The sequence below is a fragment of the Pseudomonas sp. 2FE genome, assembly GCF_005503735.1.
In the GTDB taxonomy this organism is placed as follows: domain Bacteria; phylum Pseudomonadota; class Gammaproteobacteria; order Pseudomonadales; family Pseudomonadaceae; genus Aquipseudomonas.
Genome location: NZ_SCMO01000005.1, coordinates 182,967 through 198,461, shown reverse-complemented (window position 1 = coordinate 198,461; position 15,495 = coordinate 182,967). Strand labels below are relative to the sequence as shown.

Annotated in this window: 17 protein-coding genes; 13 read left to right on the top strand and 4 right to left on the bottom strand. The window is 62.2% G+C overall.

Annotation, left to right across the window (positions count from 1 at the left end):
- Positions 1-311 precede the first annotated feature (311 nt).
- Positions 312-1,319 (top strand): FAD:protein FMN transferase, encoded by a 1,008-nt coding sequence (locus tag FFS12_RS11510; protein ID WP_256657369.1) that lies wholly within the window; start codon positions 312-314, stop codon positions 1,317-1,319.
- A 270-nt stretch (positions 1,320-1,589) separates the two neighbouring features.
- Positions 1,590-2,984 (top strand): Si-specific NAD(P)(+) transhydrogenase, encoded by a 1,395-nt coding sequence (gene sthA, locus FFS12_RS11505; RefSeq protein WP_137817867.1) that lies wholly within the window; start codon positions 1,590-1,592, stop codon positions 2,982-2,984.
- A gap of 54 nt (positions 2,985-3,038) precedes the next feature.
- Here sthA and FFS12_RS11500 read toward each other — a convergent pair whose 3' ends face one another.
- Genes FFS12_RS11500 through FFS12_RS11490 form a run of 3 tightly spaced genes read right to left on the bottom strand, consistent with a single transcriptional unit; the run spans position 3,039 to position 4,283 of the window.
- Positions 3,039-3,764, bottom strand: a complete 726-nt coding sequence (locus FFS12_RS11500) for a glycerophosphodiester phosphodiesterase (RefSeq protein WP_137886943.1) — start codon at positions 3,762-3,764, stop codon at positions 3,039-3,041.
- Positions 3,761-4,087 (bottom strand): phosphodiesterase, encoded by a 327-nt coding sequence (locus FFS12_RS11495; protein WP_372239460.1) that lies wholly within the window; start codon positions 4,085-4,087, stop codon positions 3,761-3,763. Before FFS12_RS11495 ends, FFS12_RS11500 begins: the two co-directional genes overlap by 4 nt.
- Positions 4,029-4,283 carry a hypothetical protein gene (locus FFS12_RS11490; protein WP_372239459.1) on the bottom strand — a complete coding sequence of 85 codons (255 nt, stop codon included), beginning with the start codon at positions 4,281-4,283 and terminating at the stop codon, positions 4,029-4,031. The genes FFS12_RS11495 and FFS12_RS11490 overlap by 59 nt, the downstream gene beginning before the upstream one ends.
- 115 nt (positions 4,284-4,398) lie before the next feature.
- Here FFS12_RS11490 and FFS12_RS11485 point away from each other — a divergent pair, with 115 nt between their 5' ends.
- The 3 genes from FFS12_RS11485 to FFS12_RS11475 are packed head-to-tail and all read left to right on the top strand — an operon-like array spanning position 4,399 to position 7,584.
- On the top strand, positions 4,399-5,649 hold the full coding sequence (locus FFS12_RS11485) for a lipoprotein-releasing ABC transporter permease subunit (RefSeq protein WP_137886941.1): 1,251 nt from the start codon (positions 4,399-4,401) through the stop codon (positions 5,647-5,649).
- Between the two features lie 7 nt (positions 5,650-5,656).
- On the top strand, positions 5,657-6,340 hold the full coding sequence (gene lolD / locus FFS12_RS11480; protein ID WP_137886969.1) for a lipoprotein-releasing ABC transporter ATP-binding protein LolD: 684 nt from the start codon (positions 5,657-5,659) through the stop codon (positions 6,338-6,340).
- A complete protein-coding gene (locus FFS12_RS11475; protein WP_137886940.1) occupies positions 6,340-7,584 on the top strand; it encodes a lipoprotein-releasing ABC transporter permease subunit in 1,245 nt (414 codons plus the stop codon). The genes lolD and FFS12_RS11475 overlap by 1 nt, the downstream gene beginning before the upstream one ends.
- 62 nt (positions 7,585-7,646) lie before the next feature.
- On the opposite strand, the gene FFS12_RS11470 is transcribed toward FFS12_RS11475, so the two are convergent.
- Positions 7,647-8,207 (bottom strand): DUF2062 domain-containing protein, encoded by a 561-nt coding sequence (locus FFS12_RS11470; protein WP_137886939.1) that lies wholly within the window; start codon positions 8,205-8,207, stop codon positions 7,647-7,649.
- 138 nt (positions 8,208-8,345) lie between these two features.
- On the opposite strand from FFS12_RS11470, the gene FFS12_RS11465 reads away from it, so the two are divergent.
- The 8 genes from FFS12_RS11465 (at position 8,346) to murB (ending at position 15,284) form a co-directional block, all read left to right on the top strand.
- The gene (locus FFS12_RS11465) at positions 8,346-10,571 is read left to right on the top strand and encodes a DNA internalization-related competence protein ComEC/Rec2 (RefSeq protein WP_137886938.1); all 2,226 of its coding nucleotides are present in this window, start codon (positions 8,346-8,348) and stop codon (positions 10,569-10,571) included.
- 71 nt (positions 10,572-10,642) lie between these two features.
- Complete coding sequence (locus tag FFS12_RS11460) at positions 10,643-11,278, top strand: MotA/TolQ/ExbB proton channel family protein (protein WP_137886937.1); 636 nt, start codon at positions 10,643-10,645, stop codon at positions 11,276-11,278.
- Positions 11,275-11,715: a biopolymer transporter ExbD gene (locus FFS12_RS11455; RefSeq protein WP_137886936.1), complete on the top strand. Its 441-nt coding sequence runs from the start codon at positions 11,275-11,277 to the stop codon at positions 11,713-11,715. Before FFS12_RS11460 ends, FFS12_RS11455 begins: the two co-directional genes overlap by 4 nt.
- Positions 11,716-11,756: 41 nt before the next feature.
- Complete coding sequence (gene lpxK, locus FFS12_RS11450; protein ID WP_137886935.1) at positions 11,757-12,758, top strand: tetraacyldisaccharide 4'-kinase; 1,002 nt, start codon at positions 11,757-11,759, stop codon at positions 12,756-12,758.
- 95 nt (positions 12,759-12,853) lie between these two features.
- Positions 12,854-13,039 carry a Trm112 family protein gene (locus FFS12_RS11445; protein WP_119954232.1) on the top strand — a complete coding sequence of 62 codons (186 nt, stop codon included), beginning with the start codon at positions 12,854-12,856 and terminating at the stop codon, positions 13,037-13,039.
- Entirely contained in the window at positions 13,040-13,804 is a 765-nt protein-coding gene (gene kdsB, locus FFS12_RS11440; RefSeq protein WP_137886934.1) for a 3-deoxy-manno-octulosonate cytidylyltransferase, read from the top strand.
- Positions 13,804-14,268 carry a low molecular weight protein-tyrosine-phosphatase gene (locus FFS12_RS11435; RefSeq protein WP_137886933.1) on the top strand — a complete coding sequence of 155 codons (465 nt, stop codon included), beginning with the start codon at positions 13,804-13,806 and terminating at the stop codon, positions 14,266-14,268. Before kdsB ends, FFS12_RS11435 begins: the two co-directional genes overlap by 1 nt.
- Positions 14,265-15,284 (top strand): UDP-N-acetylmuramate dehydrogenase, encoded by a 1,020-nt coding sequence (gene murB, locus FFS12_RS11430; protein WP_137886932.1) that lies wholly within the window; start codon positions 14,265-14,267, stop codon positions 15,282-15,284. The genes FFS12_RS11435 and murB overlap by 4 nt, the downstream gene beginning before the upstream one ends.
- Positions 15,285-15,495 lie beyond the last annotated feature (211 nt).

The window sequence follows — 15,495 nt, the reverse complement described above, 5'->3', positions numbered from 1 at the left end:
AAACCCACGCGGTAAAAACGTTAATCCGCTGCCGCTTGGTTGAGCCCGTAGCTCAAACCATCACGTGAAAACATAAAGCAGGGGCGGCAGGTAAGGTAGGCTTTAACCATCCATGTTTCGGCAACTGAGAAAAAGGGAATCTTCTCTCAGGGTGGTGGGTTACGCCGCTGCGCGGCTAACCCACCCTACGCGCTCTGGCGTGGGAACGATCAAGGATCAATATCGTAGCCATAGACATGCAATGAGGTGAGCCCTATGTTCCAAACAATCAGCCCTTTAACTCGACCCCTTTAACGTGCTGGACGATTTCGGTGGTTAGAGTACGAATCCTGCTGCTGTTGCTGGCCGCTCTGCTAGTGGCCGGCTGCGGCGACCAGGTCGAGCAATTCGGCGGCCCAACCATGGGCAGCAGCTATTCGATCAAGTACGTGCGCAGTGCCCAGGCGCCGGCGGTCGAGCAGGTGCAACCGGCGGTCGAGGCGATCCTCGCCGAGGTGGACCAGCAGATGTCCACCTACCGCGGCGATTCTGCCGTGTCGCGTTTCAATGATTTGCCGGCCAATAGCTGCCAGGCCATGCCGGAGCCGGTGCTGGAACTGGTGCGGGTCGGCGAAGGCCTGGCGCAGGCAAGCGCCGGGGCCTTCGATTTGACGCTGGGGCCCTTGCTCGACCTCTGGGGCTTTGGTCCGCAGTCACGCGGCAAGCGGGTGCCGAGCGCCGCGCAAGTGGCGCAGGTGCGCACCTTGGTCGGGTATCAGCATCTGCGGATTGACGGCCAGCAGTTGTGTAAGGACGTGGCCGTCCAGCTGGATCTCAATAGCCTTGCCGCCGGTTATACGGTGGATCGGATTGCGCGCCGGCTGGACGAGCTGGGCATCGGCAGTTACCTGGTTGAGGTCACCGGCGAGCTGAAGGCGCGCGGCAGGAAAGCCGATGGTTCGCCCTGGCGCGTGGCGCTTGAAGCGCCGCGCGATGATCGGCAGGTGGCGCAGCGGGTGCTGCAGCTGGATGGCTACGGCCTTTCCACCTCGGGCGACTACCGCAACTACTTCGAGGCGAACGGCCAGCGCTATTCCCACACCCTCGACCCGCACACCGGTGCGCCGATCACGCACAGACTGGCGGCGGTCACAGTGGCCGATCCGTCGGCCCTGCAAGCCGATGGGCTGTCGACTCTGCTGATGGTGCTGGGCCCGGAGCGCGGTATGGCGTTCGCCGAGCAGGCCGGGATTGCCGCTTTTTTCGTGACCCGCGCAGGCGAGGGCTTCGTCACACAGAGCACGACAGCCTTCGAGCGGTTATTTGCGGCGCATGAGTGATGGGCCGATTGCCGGGAGCCTTTGGCGAATCGCCAGCCGGGTGCGAGAACCTCTGTTCGATCTGCGCGGCTGACCCGATAAGTCTGAAAAACTGCGTTGCGAGCGCGATGTAGTGGCGGCAAAGCTCGCCTACCGCGCGACCAAGCGCTAATGTGCAGCGCCAAGCGGCGTGGTTAAGCTGCATCAGCGATTCGATCTGCCGTGGCACAGGTTGTCGCGGCCTTGCCAGGGGCGCAAGCGAGCGTCCGGGTCTGTTCCAGAGGAGTAAACATGGCGGTCTACAACTACGACGTAGTGGTGCTGGGTTCGGGGCCGGCGGGCGAGGGGGCGGCGATGAACGCCGCCAAAGCCGGGAAAAAAGTAGCGGTGGTGGACAGTCGTCGCGAAGTCGGCGGCAACTGCACGCACCTCGGCACCATCCCGTCCAAGGCGCTGCGTCACTCGGTCCGGCAGATCATGCAGTACAACACCAACCCGCTGTTCCGGCAGATCGGTGAGCCGCGCTGGTTCTCCTTCCCCGACGTGCTAAAAAGTGCCGAGCGGGTGATCGCCAAGCAGGTCACCTCGCGCACCGGTTTCTATGCGCGCAATCGCATCGACGTGTTCTTCGGCACCGGCAGTTTTGCCGACGAGCAGACCGTTGAGGTGGTGTGCCCGAACGGTGTGGTGGAAAAACTGGTCGCCACGCAAGTCGTGGTGGCTACCGGCTCGCGCCCGTATCGCCCGGCCGACGTCGATTTTGGCCATCCGCGGGTCTACGACAGCGACACCATTCTGAACCTCAGCCACACGCCGCGCCGCCTGATCATCTATGGCGCCGGGGTGATAGGTTGCGAGTACGCCTCGATCTTCAGCGGTCTGGGAGTCTTGGTCGACCTGATCGACAACCGTGAGCAACTGCTGAGCTTCCTCGATGACGAAATCTCCGATGCGCTCAGTTACCACCTGCGCAACAACAATGTGCTGATCCGCCACAACGAGGATTACGAGCGTATCGAAGGCGTGGATAACGGTGTGGTGCTGCACCTGAAATCGGGCAAGAAGATCAAGGCCGACGCCCTGCTCTGGTGTAACGGGCGTACCGGCAACACCGACAAGTTGGGCCTGGAAAACATTGGCATCAAGGTCAACAGCCGGGGCCAGATCGAGGTCGATGGGCACTATCGCACCAGTGTCTCGAATATCTATGCGGCGGGTGACGTGATCGGCTGGCCGAGCTTGGCCAGTGCCGCTTTCGACCAGGGCCGTTCGGCCGCCGGGAGCATCATCGAGGACGGTAGCTGGCGTTTTGTCGACGACGTGCCGACGGGCATCTACACGATTCCGGAGATCAGCTCGATCGGCAAGACCGAGCATGAGTTGACTCAGGCGAAGATTCCTTACGAGGTCGGCAAGGCGTTCTTCAAGGGTATGGCGCGCGCGCAGATTGCCGGCGAGCCGGTGGGCATGCTGAAGCTGTTGTTTCACCGCGAGACCCTGGAAGTGCTCGGTGTGCACTGCTTCGGTTACCAGGCTTCGGAGATCGTCCATATCGGCCAGGCGATCATGAACCAGAAGGGCGAGGCGAATAGCATCAAGTACTTCGTCAACACCACCTTCAACTACCCGACCATGGCCGAGGCCTATCGGGTGGCGGCGTTCGACGGTCTCAACCGGCTTTTTTGAGCGGCTCCGACCGGTGGCCTGAGCCGGTCGGGGGGGATGACTTCTTCTTAGGAGTCAGCAGCGATTCCCGAGGGTGGCGCTGGCCAAACCGGGAAAGTCTGTAATCAGGCTGTCCACGCCGAAGTCGGCGAGCCGGCGCATCAGCGCCGGTTCGTTGACCGTCCACACCGACACATGCAGCCCCTGCTTCTGGGCTCTCAGCAGGCGTTCCGGGGTGCAGAGCGTCCAGTTCAGCGCCAGTATCTCGCAGCCATAATGCTTGGCGACCTTCAGTGGGTCGAGCCAGGCATATTCCGCGACCAGGCCGCGGGATAACTGCGGCGTCAGGCGTTTCAACGCGCTTAGCACCTCGCGGGAACTGGAGGTGACTGTGACCTTGTCGACCAGGCCAAAACGCTGCGCTAACTCCTGAATCGCCAGCACGGTGCGCGCCGCACGAACCCGTGAGGCGCTTTTCACCTCCAACTGCCAGTGCTCGAAGTCGCACTTCTCGAACAGCTCGGCCAGCCGTGGGATCGGGCAGGGTTGCACCCAGCCTGGGCCGCCTTTGCGCGCGTCGTAGGTCACCAGTTCGGCAGCCTCGTGCTCCACCACCTTGCCGCGATGGCCGGTAGTGCGCTTCAAGGTCGGGTCGTGAATCACCATCAGCTCGCGGTCGCGCGACAGATGCAGATCCAGCTCGCAGCGGCGGACGCCGTGCGCCAGGCATTGCTGGAAACCGGTCAGGGTATTTTCGGGTGCTTCGCCCTTGGCGCCGCGGTGGCCGTAGATCTGGGTCACGGTTGCTCCTTAACTGGCTGTTCCGGCACTTTGGTCTGGTTTGGATAGCGCGGCTGGTGGTGGCGCACGCTATCGATCACCCGGGCACTTTCAAAGTAGACGCTGAACTCGCGGTAGTCCCAGCGGCTGATGGGTGGTTTGCCGACGGCAGGATGTTCCTCATCGGGCAGGCCGAAACGTTCGAGCACCGCGTGCTGCGCTTGGCCGCGAGCGGGCCGGGCGATAGTCGTCGGCCCTTGTTGGCCAAGGGGGATCTCAAGGCTTTCAGCGAAGCCGGGGAGCGGCAGCAGGACCAATAGCAGAAGAAATCGCGACATCGTCATCTCTTTGGCGGGTGGCTAGGTGTTGCGATTCGAAGTCGCTGAGGTGCGGATCGCCGAGCGGATTGCACAGTGGCGAGGCGTCATGCAGCGCCTCACTGGCGAGCGCATTGGCGCCGGACAGTTGGCTGAATTCCAGTGCGATCGGGTCGTCGATACGATAGTATTCGCGGCGATCATCTGTATCTTGTGACGTCACGGCGAACCCATGGCAGCAGTGGTGGTCTGAGTGTAAGGCCGCTCGCCAAGCCTCGCCACTCTGCAATTCGAGCCAGCAGGACGTCTCCTCTTTCGCCAGCGAATCAACTTCCTCTATGTTCAGACCGCTGCCCGTATTTATCGGCGCTCGTTATACGCGCGCAAAACGCCGCAACCATTTCGTTTCGTTCATCTCCCTCACTTCGATGATCGGGCTCGCCCTGGGCGTGCTGGTGATGATCGTGGTGTTGTCGGTGATGAATGGCTTCGATTATGAGATGCGCACGCGCGTACTCGGTATGGTGCCGCACGCGACCGTCGAGTCGGCCGAGCCGATCGGCGACTGGCGCAGCATGGCCGCCAAGGTGCTCAAACATTCGCAGGTGCTGGCGGTTGCGCCGTTCACCCAGATGCAAGGCCTGCTGACCCACGATGGCAAGGTGCAGAAGGTGTTGATCAATGCGGTGGATCCGCTGGAAGAGCGCAAGGTGTCGATCATCGACAAGTTCTTCCTGCAGGGCAGCCTCGATGACCTCAAGCCTGGCGCATTCGGCATCGTCATCGGCGATAAGGCCGCGGCCAAGCTGGGTGTGGTGATTGGCGACAAACTTACCTTCGTGGCCCCGGAGGTCACGGTAACGCCGGCCGGTATGTTTCCGCGGCTGAAACGCTTCACCGTGGTCGGAATTTTCCACGTGGGCGCCGGTGAGATCGATGGTTACCTGGCGCTGACCAATTTGCATGACATTGCCCGGCTGCATCGCTGGAAGGCCGATCAGGTGCAGGGGTTGCGTCTGAAGTTCGCCGATCTGTTCCAGGCGCCGCGTACGGCCTGGGAGATTGCCGGGCAACTGGGTGACAAGGATTACTACGCGCGGGATTGGACTCGCACCCATGGCAACCTGTATCAGGCGATCCGCATGGAGAAGGCCATGATCGGTTTGTTGCTGCTGCTGATAGTGGCGGTGGCGGCGTTCAACATCATCTCCACGCTGGTCATGGTGGTCACCGACAAGAAGGGTGATATCGCCATTCTGCGCACCTTGGGCGCCACTCCGCGGCAGATCATGCTGGTTTTCATGGTCCAGGGTACGGTAATCGGCGTGGTCGGCACCTTGATCGGCGCAGTGCTCGGCATTCTCTCGGCGCTTAACGTGAGCAACTGGATCGCTGCGCTGGAGCGCCTGCTGGGCCTCAAGTTCCTCAATGCCGATGTGTACTTCATCGACTATCTACCTTCGAAGCTGATGAGCGAAGACGTGTTGCTGGTCTGTGCCGCCGCGTTGCTGCTGAGCTTCCTCGCCACTCTTTATCCGGCCTGGCGTGCGGCGCGCACTCAGCCCGCGGAGGCGCTACGTTATGAGTAACTTGGCTATGCAAGATCGGGCCGTCCTGAGTTGCCGCAACCTGGGCAAGAACTACGAGGAAGGCCCGCAGTCGGTGGTGGTGCTCTCCGGTCTCGAGCTGGAGCTGCATCCGGGCGAGCGGGTGGCGATTGTCGGCAGCTCGGGCTCGGGTAAGAGCACGCTGCTGAACATGCTCGGGGGTCTCGATACGCCCAGCAGCGGCAGCGTCTGGTTGGCCGGCGAAGAACTCTCGGCGTTGAATGAGAAGGCCCGTGGGCTGCTGCGTAATCGCGCGCTCGGGTTCGTCTACCAGTTCCACCATCTGCTGCCGGAATTCACTGCGCTGGAAAACGTCTGCATGCCGTTGTTGATCGGTCGTGTCGCGATTGCCGAAGCGCGGCAGCGGGCGACGGCATTGCTTGAGCGGGTTGGCTTGGGCCATCGCCTGGCGCACAAACCCGCCGAGCTGTCCGGTGGCGAACGCCAGCGGGTGGCCATCGCTCGTGCCCTGGTCAATCAGCCTGGCCTGGTGCTGCTCGATGAGCCGACCGGCAACCTCGATCACCATACGGCGCAAGGTATTCAGGATTTGATGCGCGAGCTGAGCACTGCATCGAAAACGGCATTCTTGGTGGTGACTCACGATCTGGATCTCGCGCGGCAGATGGATCGCGTGCTGCGTCTGGAAGACGGCAAGCTGGTGTCTGCCTGATGTTTCGCCCGCTGAGTGTCTTCATCGGCATGCGCTATACCCGCGCCAAGCGCCGTAATCATTTCATCTCCTTTATCTCGTTGACCTCGATGATCGGTCTCGCCTTGGGCGTGCTGGCGATGATCGTGGTGCTGTCGGTGATGAATGGCTTTCAGAAGGAAATGAGCTCGCGGATTCTCGGCATGGTGCCGCACGCGACCATCGCCGGCGTGCAGCCGCTGGAGGATTGGCACTCGGTCGCCGCCGCGGCGCTGAAGAATCCGCAGGTGATCGCGGCCGTGCCGTTTAGCGAGTTGGAGGGCATGCTCTCGTACAAGGGCGCCATGCAGCCGATCCAGATCAATGGCGTCGATCCGCAGGAAGAGACCAAGGTTTCGATTATCGGCCAGCACATAGTGCAAGGTCGTCTGGCTGATCTGCAGCCGGGCGAGTTTGGCATCGTCATCGGCGAAATCACGGCCCGGCGTTTTCGCCTGAATGTCGGCGATAAGTTGACCCTGATCATCCCGGAAGTCAGCTCGGCACCCGGCGGAATTACCCCGCGGATGCAGCGCCTCAACGTGGTCGGGGTGTTCAAGGTTGGCGCTGAACTGGATAGCTCGCTGGCGCTGATCCATGTGGCCGATGCCGCGCAGATGCAGCGTATGCAGCCGCAGCAGGTGCAGAGTGTGCGGCTGGCGCTGAAGGATCTGTACCAGGCGCCGCAGGTCTCCGCGGCGATAGCCAATGAGCTGGGCGCGGACTACCGTGCCAGCGACTGGACGCGCACCCAGGGCAGTTTGTTCAGTGCGATGAAGATGGAAAAAACCATGATCGGTTTGCTGCTGCTGCTGATTGTGGCGGTAGCGGCGTTCAACATCATCGCCACGCTGATCATGGTGGTGGCCGATAAAGGCGGGGACATCGCGATCCTGCGCACCCTGGGCGCCACACCCGGGCAGATCATGGCGGTGTTCATGGTTCAGGGCACGGTGATCGGGGTGATTGGGACCCTGATTGGCGGTGTCTTGGGGGTGATCGCCGCCTTGAATGTCAGTGGCCTGGTCGGCTGGTTGGAGAAAGTCAGTGGCCAACAGATTTTCAGTTCGGACGTCTACTTCGTCAGCAATCTGCCTTCCGACCTGCAGAGCTTCGATGTTCTGCTGATTGGTGCAGCAGCCTTTACCCTGAGCTTCCTGGCGACGCTCTATCCGTCCTGGCGTGCCGCGCAGATTCAGCCGGCGGAAGCCTTGCGCTACGAGTGACCGGTACGCAAATCAAAAACGCCGCTCGATAGCGGCGTTTTTGCTTTCTAGTCGGCGGAATTTCACGCACTGGGCTGGCGCCGAGCGGCCTGGCGTTTTTGCCAGTTGTGCCGTACCCACCAGCGCCAATACAGCATGGTCAGCATATAGCCACAGAGCCCCGCGAGTACGCCGCAGACAACCGAGCCGAGCAGGAAGGGTTGCAGAATGGGTTTCCACAGCAGTTGGATCAGCGCCCAGGACGGCTCGTCGAAAAAGTGGCTGATCCGCGGCCAGAGCTGCCCGCTTATCTCATCCGCCGGAACCTGTAAGATCCAGGCGCCCATCTTGTAGGTGCAGTAAAAAACCGGCGGCATGGTGATGGGGTTGGTCAACCACACCAGCCCGACCGCAATGGGCAGATTGCCTCGCGCCATCACCGCGAGCCCTGCCGCAAGCAGCATTTGCAGGGGCAGGGGGATAAACGCGGCGAAGAGGCCCATGGCCATGGCGCGGGCCACGGAATGGCGGTTGAGGTGCCAGAGATTGGGGTCGTGCAGCAAGCTGCCCAGAAAGCGCAGAGACTCATGTTCCCTGATGCTTTGCGGATTGGGCATGTAGCGCTTGAACAGGCGGCGCGGCATAAGAACTCTCAGGCGGGGCGTAAAGCGTCGATTATGCCTAGATTGTAGGGGTTCTACTTTCTCACTTTGTGACAACAAATAAGCCGAGCCGGGTCGGCGCCGGCTGATTCAGGGATGAATATTCAGGAGCTCGATCCTATGCGCACAGGGATGTTGGCGCTTGCCGCTGGGCTTTTGCTCCTGCGGTTTCTTCCCGCATTGCCGCCCGCCTGGGTGCTGTGGGTGTTGCCTATGGTGGGGCTGATGCTGCTGCCCTTTCGCAGTTACCCCGTGGCGCTCTTCCTGTTCGGTTTTACCTGGGCCTGCACTTCGGCGCACTGGGCGCTGGAGGATCGTCTGGCCGTCAGTCTGGATGGCCAGACGCTGTGGCTGGAAGGGCAGGTGGTGGGTTTACCGGAAATCCGTGACGGCGTGGTGCGCTTTCAGTTGCAAGGTGCCGAGTCGCGCCGCGCACAGTTGCCGAATCTGCTGCGCCTGGCCTGGTACGACGGCCCCGAACTGCATGCCGGGGAGCATTGGCGCCTGGCGGTAAAGCTGAAACAGCCACATGGACTGGTCAACCCGCAAACCTTCGATTACGAGGCCTGGCTGCTGGCGCAGCGGGTCGGTGCCGGCGGTACGGTCAAGCGCGGCGAACTGCTGAGTCCCGCCCAAGGGCCGTCGGCTTGGCGGGATGCTTTGCGTAGGCGGTTGCTCAGTGTCGATGCTCACGGGCGGCAGGGCGCCCTGGCCGCCTTGGTACTGGGCGATGACTCCGGCTTGTCCATGGCCGATTGGCGTCTGCTGCAGGACACCGGCACGGTGCATCTGCTGGTGATCTCGGGCCAGCATATCGCGCTGCTGGCGGCGTTGATTTATGGCTTGATCGCCGGTTTGGCGCGCTTGGGCTGGTGGCCACGCATTTTACCCTGGTTGCCCTGGGCCTGTGGCCTGGCTTTTGCGGGGGCGCTCGGTTATGGCCTGCTGGCCGGCTTCGAGGTGCCAGTCCGGCGCGCCTGTGTGATGGTGGCCGTGGTGTTGCTGTGGCGCCTGCGTTTTCGCCATTTGGGGGTGTGGATGCCCTTGTTGCTGGCGCTGAATGCGGTGCTGCTGGCTGAGCCGCTGGCCAGCTTGCAGGCAGGCTTCTGGCTGTCCTTCGGGGCGGTGGCGATTCTGGCCTGGGTCTTCAGCGGGCGGCTGGGTGCCTGGCCCTGGTGGCGCACCTGGGGCCGCGCGCAATGGACCATGGCGATTGGCCTGTTGCCGCTGTTGCTGGCGCTGGGCTTGCCGATCAGCGCCAGTGGCCCGCTGGCGAATTTGCTGGCCGTGCCCTGGGTGAGCTTGGCGGTGGTGCCGCTGGCGTTGCTGGGCACCTTGTTATTACCGGTCCCTTGGCTGGGCGAGATGCTGCTCTGGCTTGCCGGTGGTCTGCTGGAATGGTTATTCCTCGTGCTGGCGCAGATCGCCACCTGGCTGCCGGCCTGGCTCGCGCCGGCAGTGCCGCTGTGGGCCTGGCTGCTTGGCAGCCTGGGTGCCTTGCTGTTGCTGCTGCCGAGTGGCGTACCGTTGCGCGGTTTGGGGCTGGCGTTGTTGTTGCCGCTGTTCTTCCCGCCGTTGCATAAGCCGCCGCCAGGGCGGGTCGAGGTCTGGCAGTTGGATGTCGGCCAGGGCCTCTCCTTTCTCCTGCGTACCCATGAGCATGCGTTGTTGTATGACGCCGGCCCGCGTTATGGCGATTTCGATCTGGGCGAGCGCGTAGTGCTGCCGTCCATGCGCAAGTTGGGTGTTGGTCAGCTGGATCTGCTACTGCTTAGCCACGCCGATAGCGATCATGCCGGTGGGGCGCTGGCAGTGCGGCGCGGCATGCCGGTCACGCAGGTATTGAGTGGTGAGGTGGCGGCTTTGCCGGCGGAGTTGCGGGCGCAGCCCTGTAGCGCTGGTGCCAGCTGGGAGTGGGACTCCGTACGCTTCTCGACCTGGCGTTGGCTGCACGCCGAGGAGGGCAACCAGTCCTCCTGCGTACTGATGGTCGAAGCCAATGGCGAGCGCCTGCTGCTAACCGGTGATATCGACAGTCGTGCGGAGCGGGCCCTGATCGACAGTGGCCGTGACCTGCGCGCCGACTGGCTGCAGGCGCCACACCATGGCAGCCGTAGTTCATCGTCGCTGGCCTTCTTGCAGGCGGTGGCGCCGCGCGCGGTGCTGATCTCCCGTGGTCGGAACAACGCCTTCGGTCATCCTCATCCGCAGGTAATGGCGCGCTACCGGGCTATGTCGCTGGAAGTGTTCGACAGCGTCAACAGCGGCGCTCTGCGTTTTGAATTGGGTGCTTATGGGTCGGCGCAAGGCTTGCGCGAACAGGCGAGATTTTGGCGGGAAAAATGAGAACCGCGGCGGTCGGCGACATTGCGACCCTATGCTAGAGTGGCGCCACTTTTTCGAGGAGAGCCAACACCGTGTGGGAGCTAGTCAAAGCAGGCGGCTGGATGATGCTGCCGATTATTCTATGTTCCATCGCAGCCATGGCCATCACTGCCGAGCGCCTGTGGACTCTGCGAGTCAGCCGGGTTGCTCCGCCGCATCTGCTCGGGCAGGTTTGGCGCTGGATCAAGGACAAACAGCTGAGCAAGGAGAAGCTCAAAGAGTTGCGCGTCCACTCGCCGCTGGGCCAGATCCTGGCCGCCGGTCTGGCCAACTCCAAGCATGGTCGCGAGATCATGAAAGAGTGCATCGAGGAGTCGGCCAGCCGGGTTATCCATGAGCTGGAGCGCTACCTGAATGCCCTGGGCACCATTGCTGCCATGGCGCCGTTGCTGGGTCTGCTGGGCACCGTGTTCGGCATGATCGAGATTTTCGGCGGCTTTATGGATAACGGCATGGCCAATGCCCCGGTACTCGCTGGCGGTATCGCCAAGGCGCTGGTCACCACGGCTGCGGGCCTGATCGTGGCGATTCCGGCGGTGTTCTTTCATCGTTATTTGCTGCGCCGGATCGACGAGATAGTGGTCGCGATGGAGCAGGAAGCGATCAAGCTGGTGGAAGTGGTGCAGGGCGATCGGGAAGTCGATTTCGTCGAGGACGCTAAACCGTGAAGTTCCGCCGTAGAGCGGGCGGTGCGGCCCGCGATGAGGTCTTTCTCAATCTGACCTCGTTGATCGACGTGATCTTCGTGTTGCTGCTGTTCTTTGTGGTGACCACCAGTTTCAGCCGACCCACCCAGCTGAAAATCGAGTTGCCCGAAGCCGTCAGCGGTACAGCGCCGCAACCGAGTGAGCTGAAGCAGTTGGAGGTGGCCATCGGTGTCGACGGCAGCTATACGCTGAATGGCCAGGCGCTGTTGAAGAGCGATCTGAACACCCTGATGTCGGCTTTGCAGAAGGAGTCGGAGGGTGACAATAGCTTGCCGCTGACCATCAGCGCCGACGGCAAAACCAGCCATCAGGCGGTGATCACGGCGATGGATGCGGCCGGCAAGCTCGGCTTCAGCCATTTGCGCATCACCACCGTTGAGGCGCAGGCGGCTCCCTGATGGCGGCTCTTTAATGGTCGGTCTTCGATGAGCCGGTTCTAATGACAATCTCCGAGCGCCTGCTTGACGCCTGGTATCGCGGCCATCCGGCGCTGAGCCTGCTACGGCCGCTGGAATGGCTCTACCGCGCGGTGGTGCGGCGCAAACGCAGCCAGTTCCTAGCCGGCGAGGGTGAGATTTACCAAGCGCCGGTGCCGGTCGTGGTGGTGGGTAATATCACCGTTGGCGGTACCGGCAAAACCCCGCTGATTCTCTGCTTGATCGAGCACTGCCGCGCCCGTGGCCTCAAGGTCGGCGTGGTCAGTCGCGGCTACGGCGCAAAGCCTGCGCAGTTGCCCTGGCGAGTCCGTGCCGAGCAAAGCGCCAGCGAGGCGGGCGATGAACCTTTGCTGATCGTCCAGCGCAGCGGCGTGCCCTTGATGATCGATCCGGATCGTTCGCGGGCGGTGCGCGCCTTGCTCGCAGCCGAACCGCTGGATCTGATCCTCTGTGACGATGGACTCCAGCATTACCGGCTGGCGCGTGATCTTGAGTTGGTGCTGATCGATGCCGCGCGCGGCCTCGGCAATCGTCGCTGCTTGCCGGCCGGGCCCTTGCGCGAGCCGATCGAGCGTCTGCAGAGCGTGGACGCGCTGCTGTATAACGGCGCGCCGGCGGATGTTCACGGCGGCTACGCCTTTCAACTGCAACCGACGGCACTGGTTAATCTAGTCAGCGGTGAGCGCTACCCACTCACGCATTTCCCGGCCGGGCAGGCACTGCACGCGGTCGCCGGCATCGGCAACCCGCAGCGTTTCTTCAATACGCTCGAGGCGTTACACTGGCGGCCGATTCCACATGCCTTTGCCGATCATGCGCAGTTTGGCGCCGAACAGCTGAATTTCAGTCCGCCGCAACCTGTCGTGATGACCGAGAAGGACGCGGTGAAATGCCGCGCCTTCGCCGCCGCCGATTGGTGGTATCTGGCCGTGGATGCCGTGCCTTCGCCAGCGTTCTTGGCCTGGTTCGATGCGCAACTGGCTCGCTTGCTACCTGGTCATTGATAAGGCTGTTGAATGCGCCGCGAGCGCAGGATTACCAGGCGCCGTCCGTCTCTGTGCAACAGCTAAGCAGTTAAACCGCTTTCAAGGATTCCCCCATGGACCCGAAACTACTCGATATCCTCGCCTGCCCACTGTGCAAGGGCCCGCTCAAGCTTGCCGACGATAAATCTGAGCTGATCTGCAAGGCCGATGCGCTGGCCTTTCCCGTGCGCGATGGGATTCCGGTGATGCTGGAAAACGAAGCGCGCAGTCTCAATGTCGATGAACGTCTGGACAAGTAAATGAGCAGCGCTTTTACCGTTGTCATTCCCGCACGGTTCGCTTCCAGCCGCCTGCCTGGCAAACCGCTGCAGGAGATTGCCGGCAAGCCCATGGTTCAGCACGTTTGGGAGCAGGCTCGGAAAAGCAGCGCCCAGCGTGTGCTGGTCGCCACTGACGATGCGCGCATCGTCGAGGTCTGTCGCGGCTTTGGCGCCGAGGTGTTGCTGACTCGTGAGGATCACAACTCGGGCACCGATCGTTTAGCCGAGGTGGCGAGCCAGTTGGGCTTGGTCGGCGACGCGATTGTGGTCAATGTGCAAGGTGACGAGCCGCTGATTCCGCCTGCGATTATCGATCAGGTCGCGGCCAATCTGGCGGCCCATCCCGAGGCGGCGATCGCCACTCTGGCAGAGCCGATCGAGGACGTTGCCGCGCTGTTTAATCCGAATGTGGTGAAGGTGGCGACTGACCTGAACGGTCTGGCGTTGACCTTTAGTCGTGCGCCATTGCCTTGGGCGCGCGATGCTTTTGCCGTCAGTCGTGAGCAGTTGCCGGTGGGCGTGCCGTACCGCCGGCATATTGGCATCTACGCCTACCGTGCGCAGTTTCTCCATGACTTCGTGGCCTGGGGCCCGTGCTGGCTGGAAGATACCGAGTGCCTGGAGCAGTTGCGGGCGCTCTGGCATGGCGTGCGTATCCATGTCGCGGATGCCTTGGAGGCGCCGCCGACGGGGGTCGATACGCCGCAAGATCTCGAGCGCGTACGGCGCCTGTTGGGGGCTTGATGCGCGTTCTGTTTGTCTGCCTGGGCAATATCTGTCGCTCGCCGACCGCCGAAGGGGTGTTCCGCCACAAGCTGCGGGAGGCGGGGCTGGAAGCTCGGGTTGAAGTGGATTCGGCGGGTACCGGCGACTGGCACGTTGGTAAGGCGGCGGATACGCGTACCCGCCGCGCCGCCCAGTTACGTGGCTATGACCTTGCGCAATTGCGTGGGCGGCAAGTCAGCACGGCGGACTTCCAGGCTTTCGATCTGATCCTGGCCATGGATCAAAGCAACCTGCAGCACCTCAAAGCCATGCGGCCGGCTAGTGCCAAGGCCGAGCTGGATCTGTTCCTGCGTCGTTACCAGTTGGCTTTGGATGAAGTGCCGGACCCCTATTACGGTGGCGAAGATGGCTTCGAGCAGGTGCTGGATTTGATTGAGCAGGCTAGCGATGCGCTGCTCAATGAAGTGAAGGGGCGTCTATGAGCCTGCAATTGCAGGAGTGGGTGTCTCTCAGGGCCTTCAATACCTTCGGTGTCGATGTGCGCGCTCAGCTGTTTGCCGATGCGCATGACGAGCAGGATGTGCGCGCGGCGTTGCTCGCGGCTGCCCAGCGTGAATTGCCGCTGTTGGTGATCGGTGGTGGCAGTAATCTGCTGCTGACTCGCGATGTCGAGGCTTTGGTGTTGCGCATGGCCAGTCGCGGCATCCGCATCCTCGGCGAGGACGGACAGCGGGTAATAGTCGAGGCCGAGGCGGGTGAGCCCTGGCATCCTTTCGTGCTGTGGAGCCTGCAGCAGGGGCTGGCCGGGCTGGAGAACCTCAGTCTGATCCCGGGCACTGTCGGTGCCGCGCCGATGCAGAATATCGGTGCCTATGGCGTCGAGCTGAAAGATGTCTTTGTTGGCCTGACTGCACTGGATCGCCAGACGGGAGAGCTGCGAGAGTTCTCGCTGCTGGAGTGTGCCTTCGCCTATCGCGATAGCCTGTTCAAGCGTGAAGCCGGGCGCTGGCTGATCCTGCGGGTGCGTTTTGCCCTGAGTCGCGCGAGCGAACTGCATCTGGACTATGGCCCGGTGCGTCAGCGCCTGGCGGAGCAGGGCATTGGTGCGCCGACCGCGACGGATGTCAGCCAGGCTATCTGCGCCATACGCAGTGAAAAACTGCCGGATCCGGCCGAGCTGGGGAATGCCGGCAGTTTCTTCAAGAACCCCCTGGTTGCTCCTGAGTTGGCCGAGCGTTTGCGTGCTGAGCAGGCGGGCTTGGTGGCCTTTCCGCAGGCCGATGGCCAGGTAAAACTGGCGGCTGGCTGGTTGATCGAGCGTGCTGGCTGGAAGGGTTTTCGTGAGGGCGATGCTGGTGTGCATCGCTTGCAGGCCTTGGTGCTGGTCAACTATGGCGGGGCCACAGGTCAGCAGTTGCTCGGGCTGGCGCAGCGCATTCAGGCAGATGTGCTGGCTCGCTATGGCGTCAGCCTGGAAATCGAACCGAACGTGCTTTAACCGCGAGTCGATCAACTCGTCCTGGGTTGATCGCTGAGCAGGCTTTGTACTGCTGCTAATCTCTTTGGCTTATCCCATTGCTCGTGTTTCAGCTTGCGTACGGCTTATTCGCGGGCGCGGTTAGCGCTTGCCGCGTGGGCTGCAGTGGCGATTCAGTAAGGCGCAGACAATAAAAAGGGGATGCCTAGGCATCCCCTTTTTAGTGCTGATC

Bases quoted from the DNA above. Each gene is read 5' to 3' on its own strand.
- sthA (WP_137817867.1), top strand. From the start codon at position 1,590: ATGGCGGTCTACAACTACGACGTAGTGGTGCTGGGTTCGGGGCCGGCG.
- FFS12_RS11475 (WP_137886940.1), top strand. From the start codon at position 6,340: ATGTTTCGCCCGCTGAGTGTCTTCATCGGCATGCGCTATACCCGCGCC.
- FFS12_RS11470 (WP_137886939.1), bottom strand. From the start codon at position 8,207: ATGCCGCGCCGCCTGTTCAAGCGCTACATGCCCAATCCGCAAAGCATC.
- FFS12_RS11465 (WP_137886938.1), top strand. From the start codon at position 8,346: ATGCGCACAGGGATGTTGGCGCTTGCCGCTGGGCTTTTGCTCCTGCGG.
- FFS12_RS11435 (WP_137886933.1), top strand. From the start codon at position 13,804: ATGCGCGTTCTGTTTGTCTGCCTGGGCAATATCTGTCGCTCGCCGACC.
- murB (WP_137886932.1), top strand. From the start codon at position 14,265: ATGAGCCTGCAATTGCAGGAGTGGGTGTCTCTCAGGGCCTTCAATACC.
- FFS12_RS11495 (WP_372239460.1), bottom strand. From the start codon at position 4,087: ATGACGATGTCGCGATTTCTTCTGCTATTGGTCCTGCTGCCGCTCCCC.
- FFS12_RS11445 (WP_119954232.1), top strand. From the start codon at position 12,854: ATGGACCCGAAACTACTCGATATCCTCGCCTGCCCACTGTGCAAGGGC.
- lolD (WP_137886969.1), top strand. From the start codon at position 5,657: ATGCAAGATCGGGCCGTCCTGAGTTGCCGCAACCTGGGCAAGAACTAC.
- FFS12_RS11485 (WP_137886941.1), top strand. From the start codon at position 4,399: ATGTTCAGACCGCTGCCCGTATTTATCGGCGCTCGTTATACGCGCGCA.
- kdsB (WP_137886934.1), top strand. From the start codon at position 13,040: ATGAGCAGCGCTTTTACCGTTGTCATTCCCGCACGGTTCGCTTCCAGC.
- lpxK (WP_137886935.1), top strand. From the start codon at position 11,757: ATGACAATCTCCGAGCGCCTGCTTGACGCCTGGTATCGCGGCCATCCG.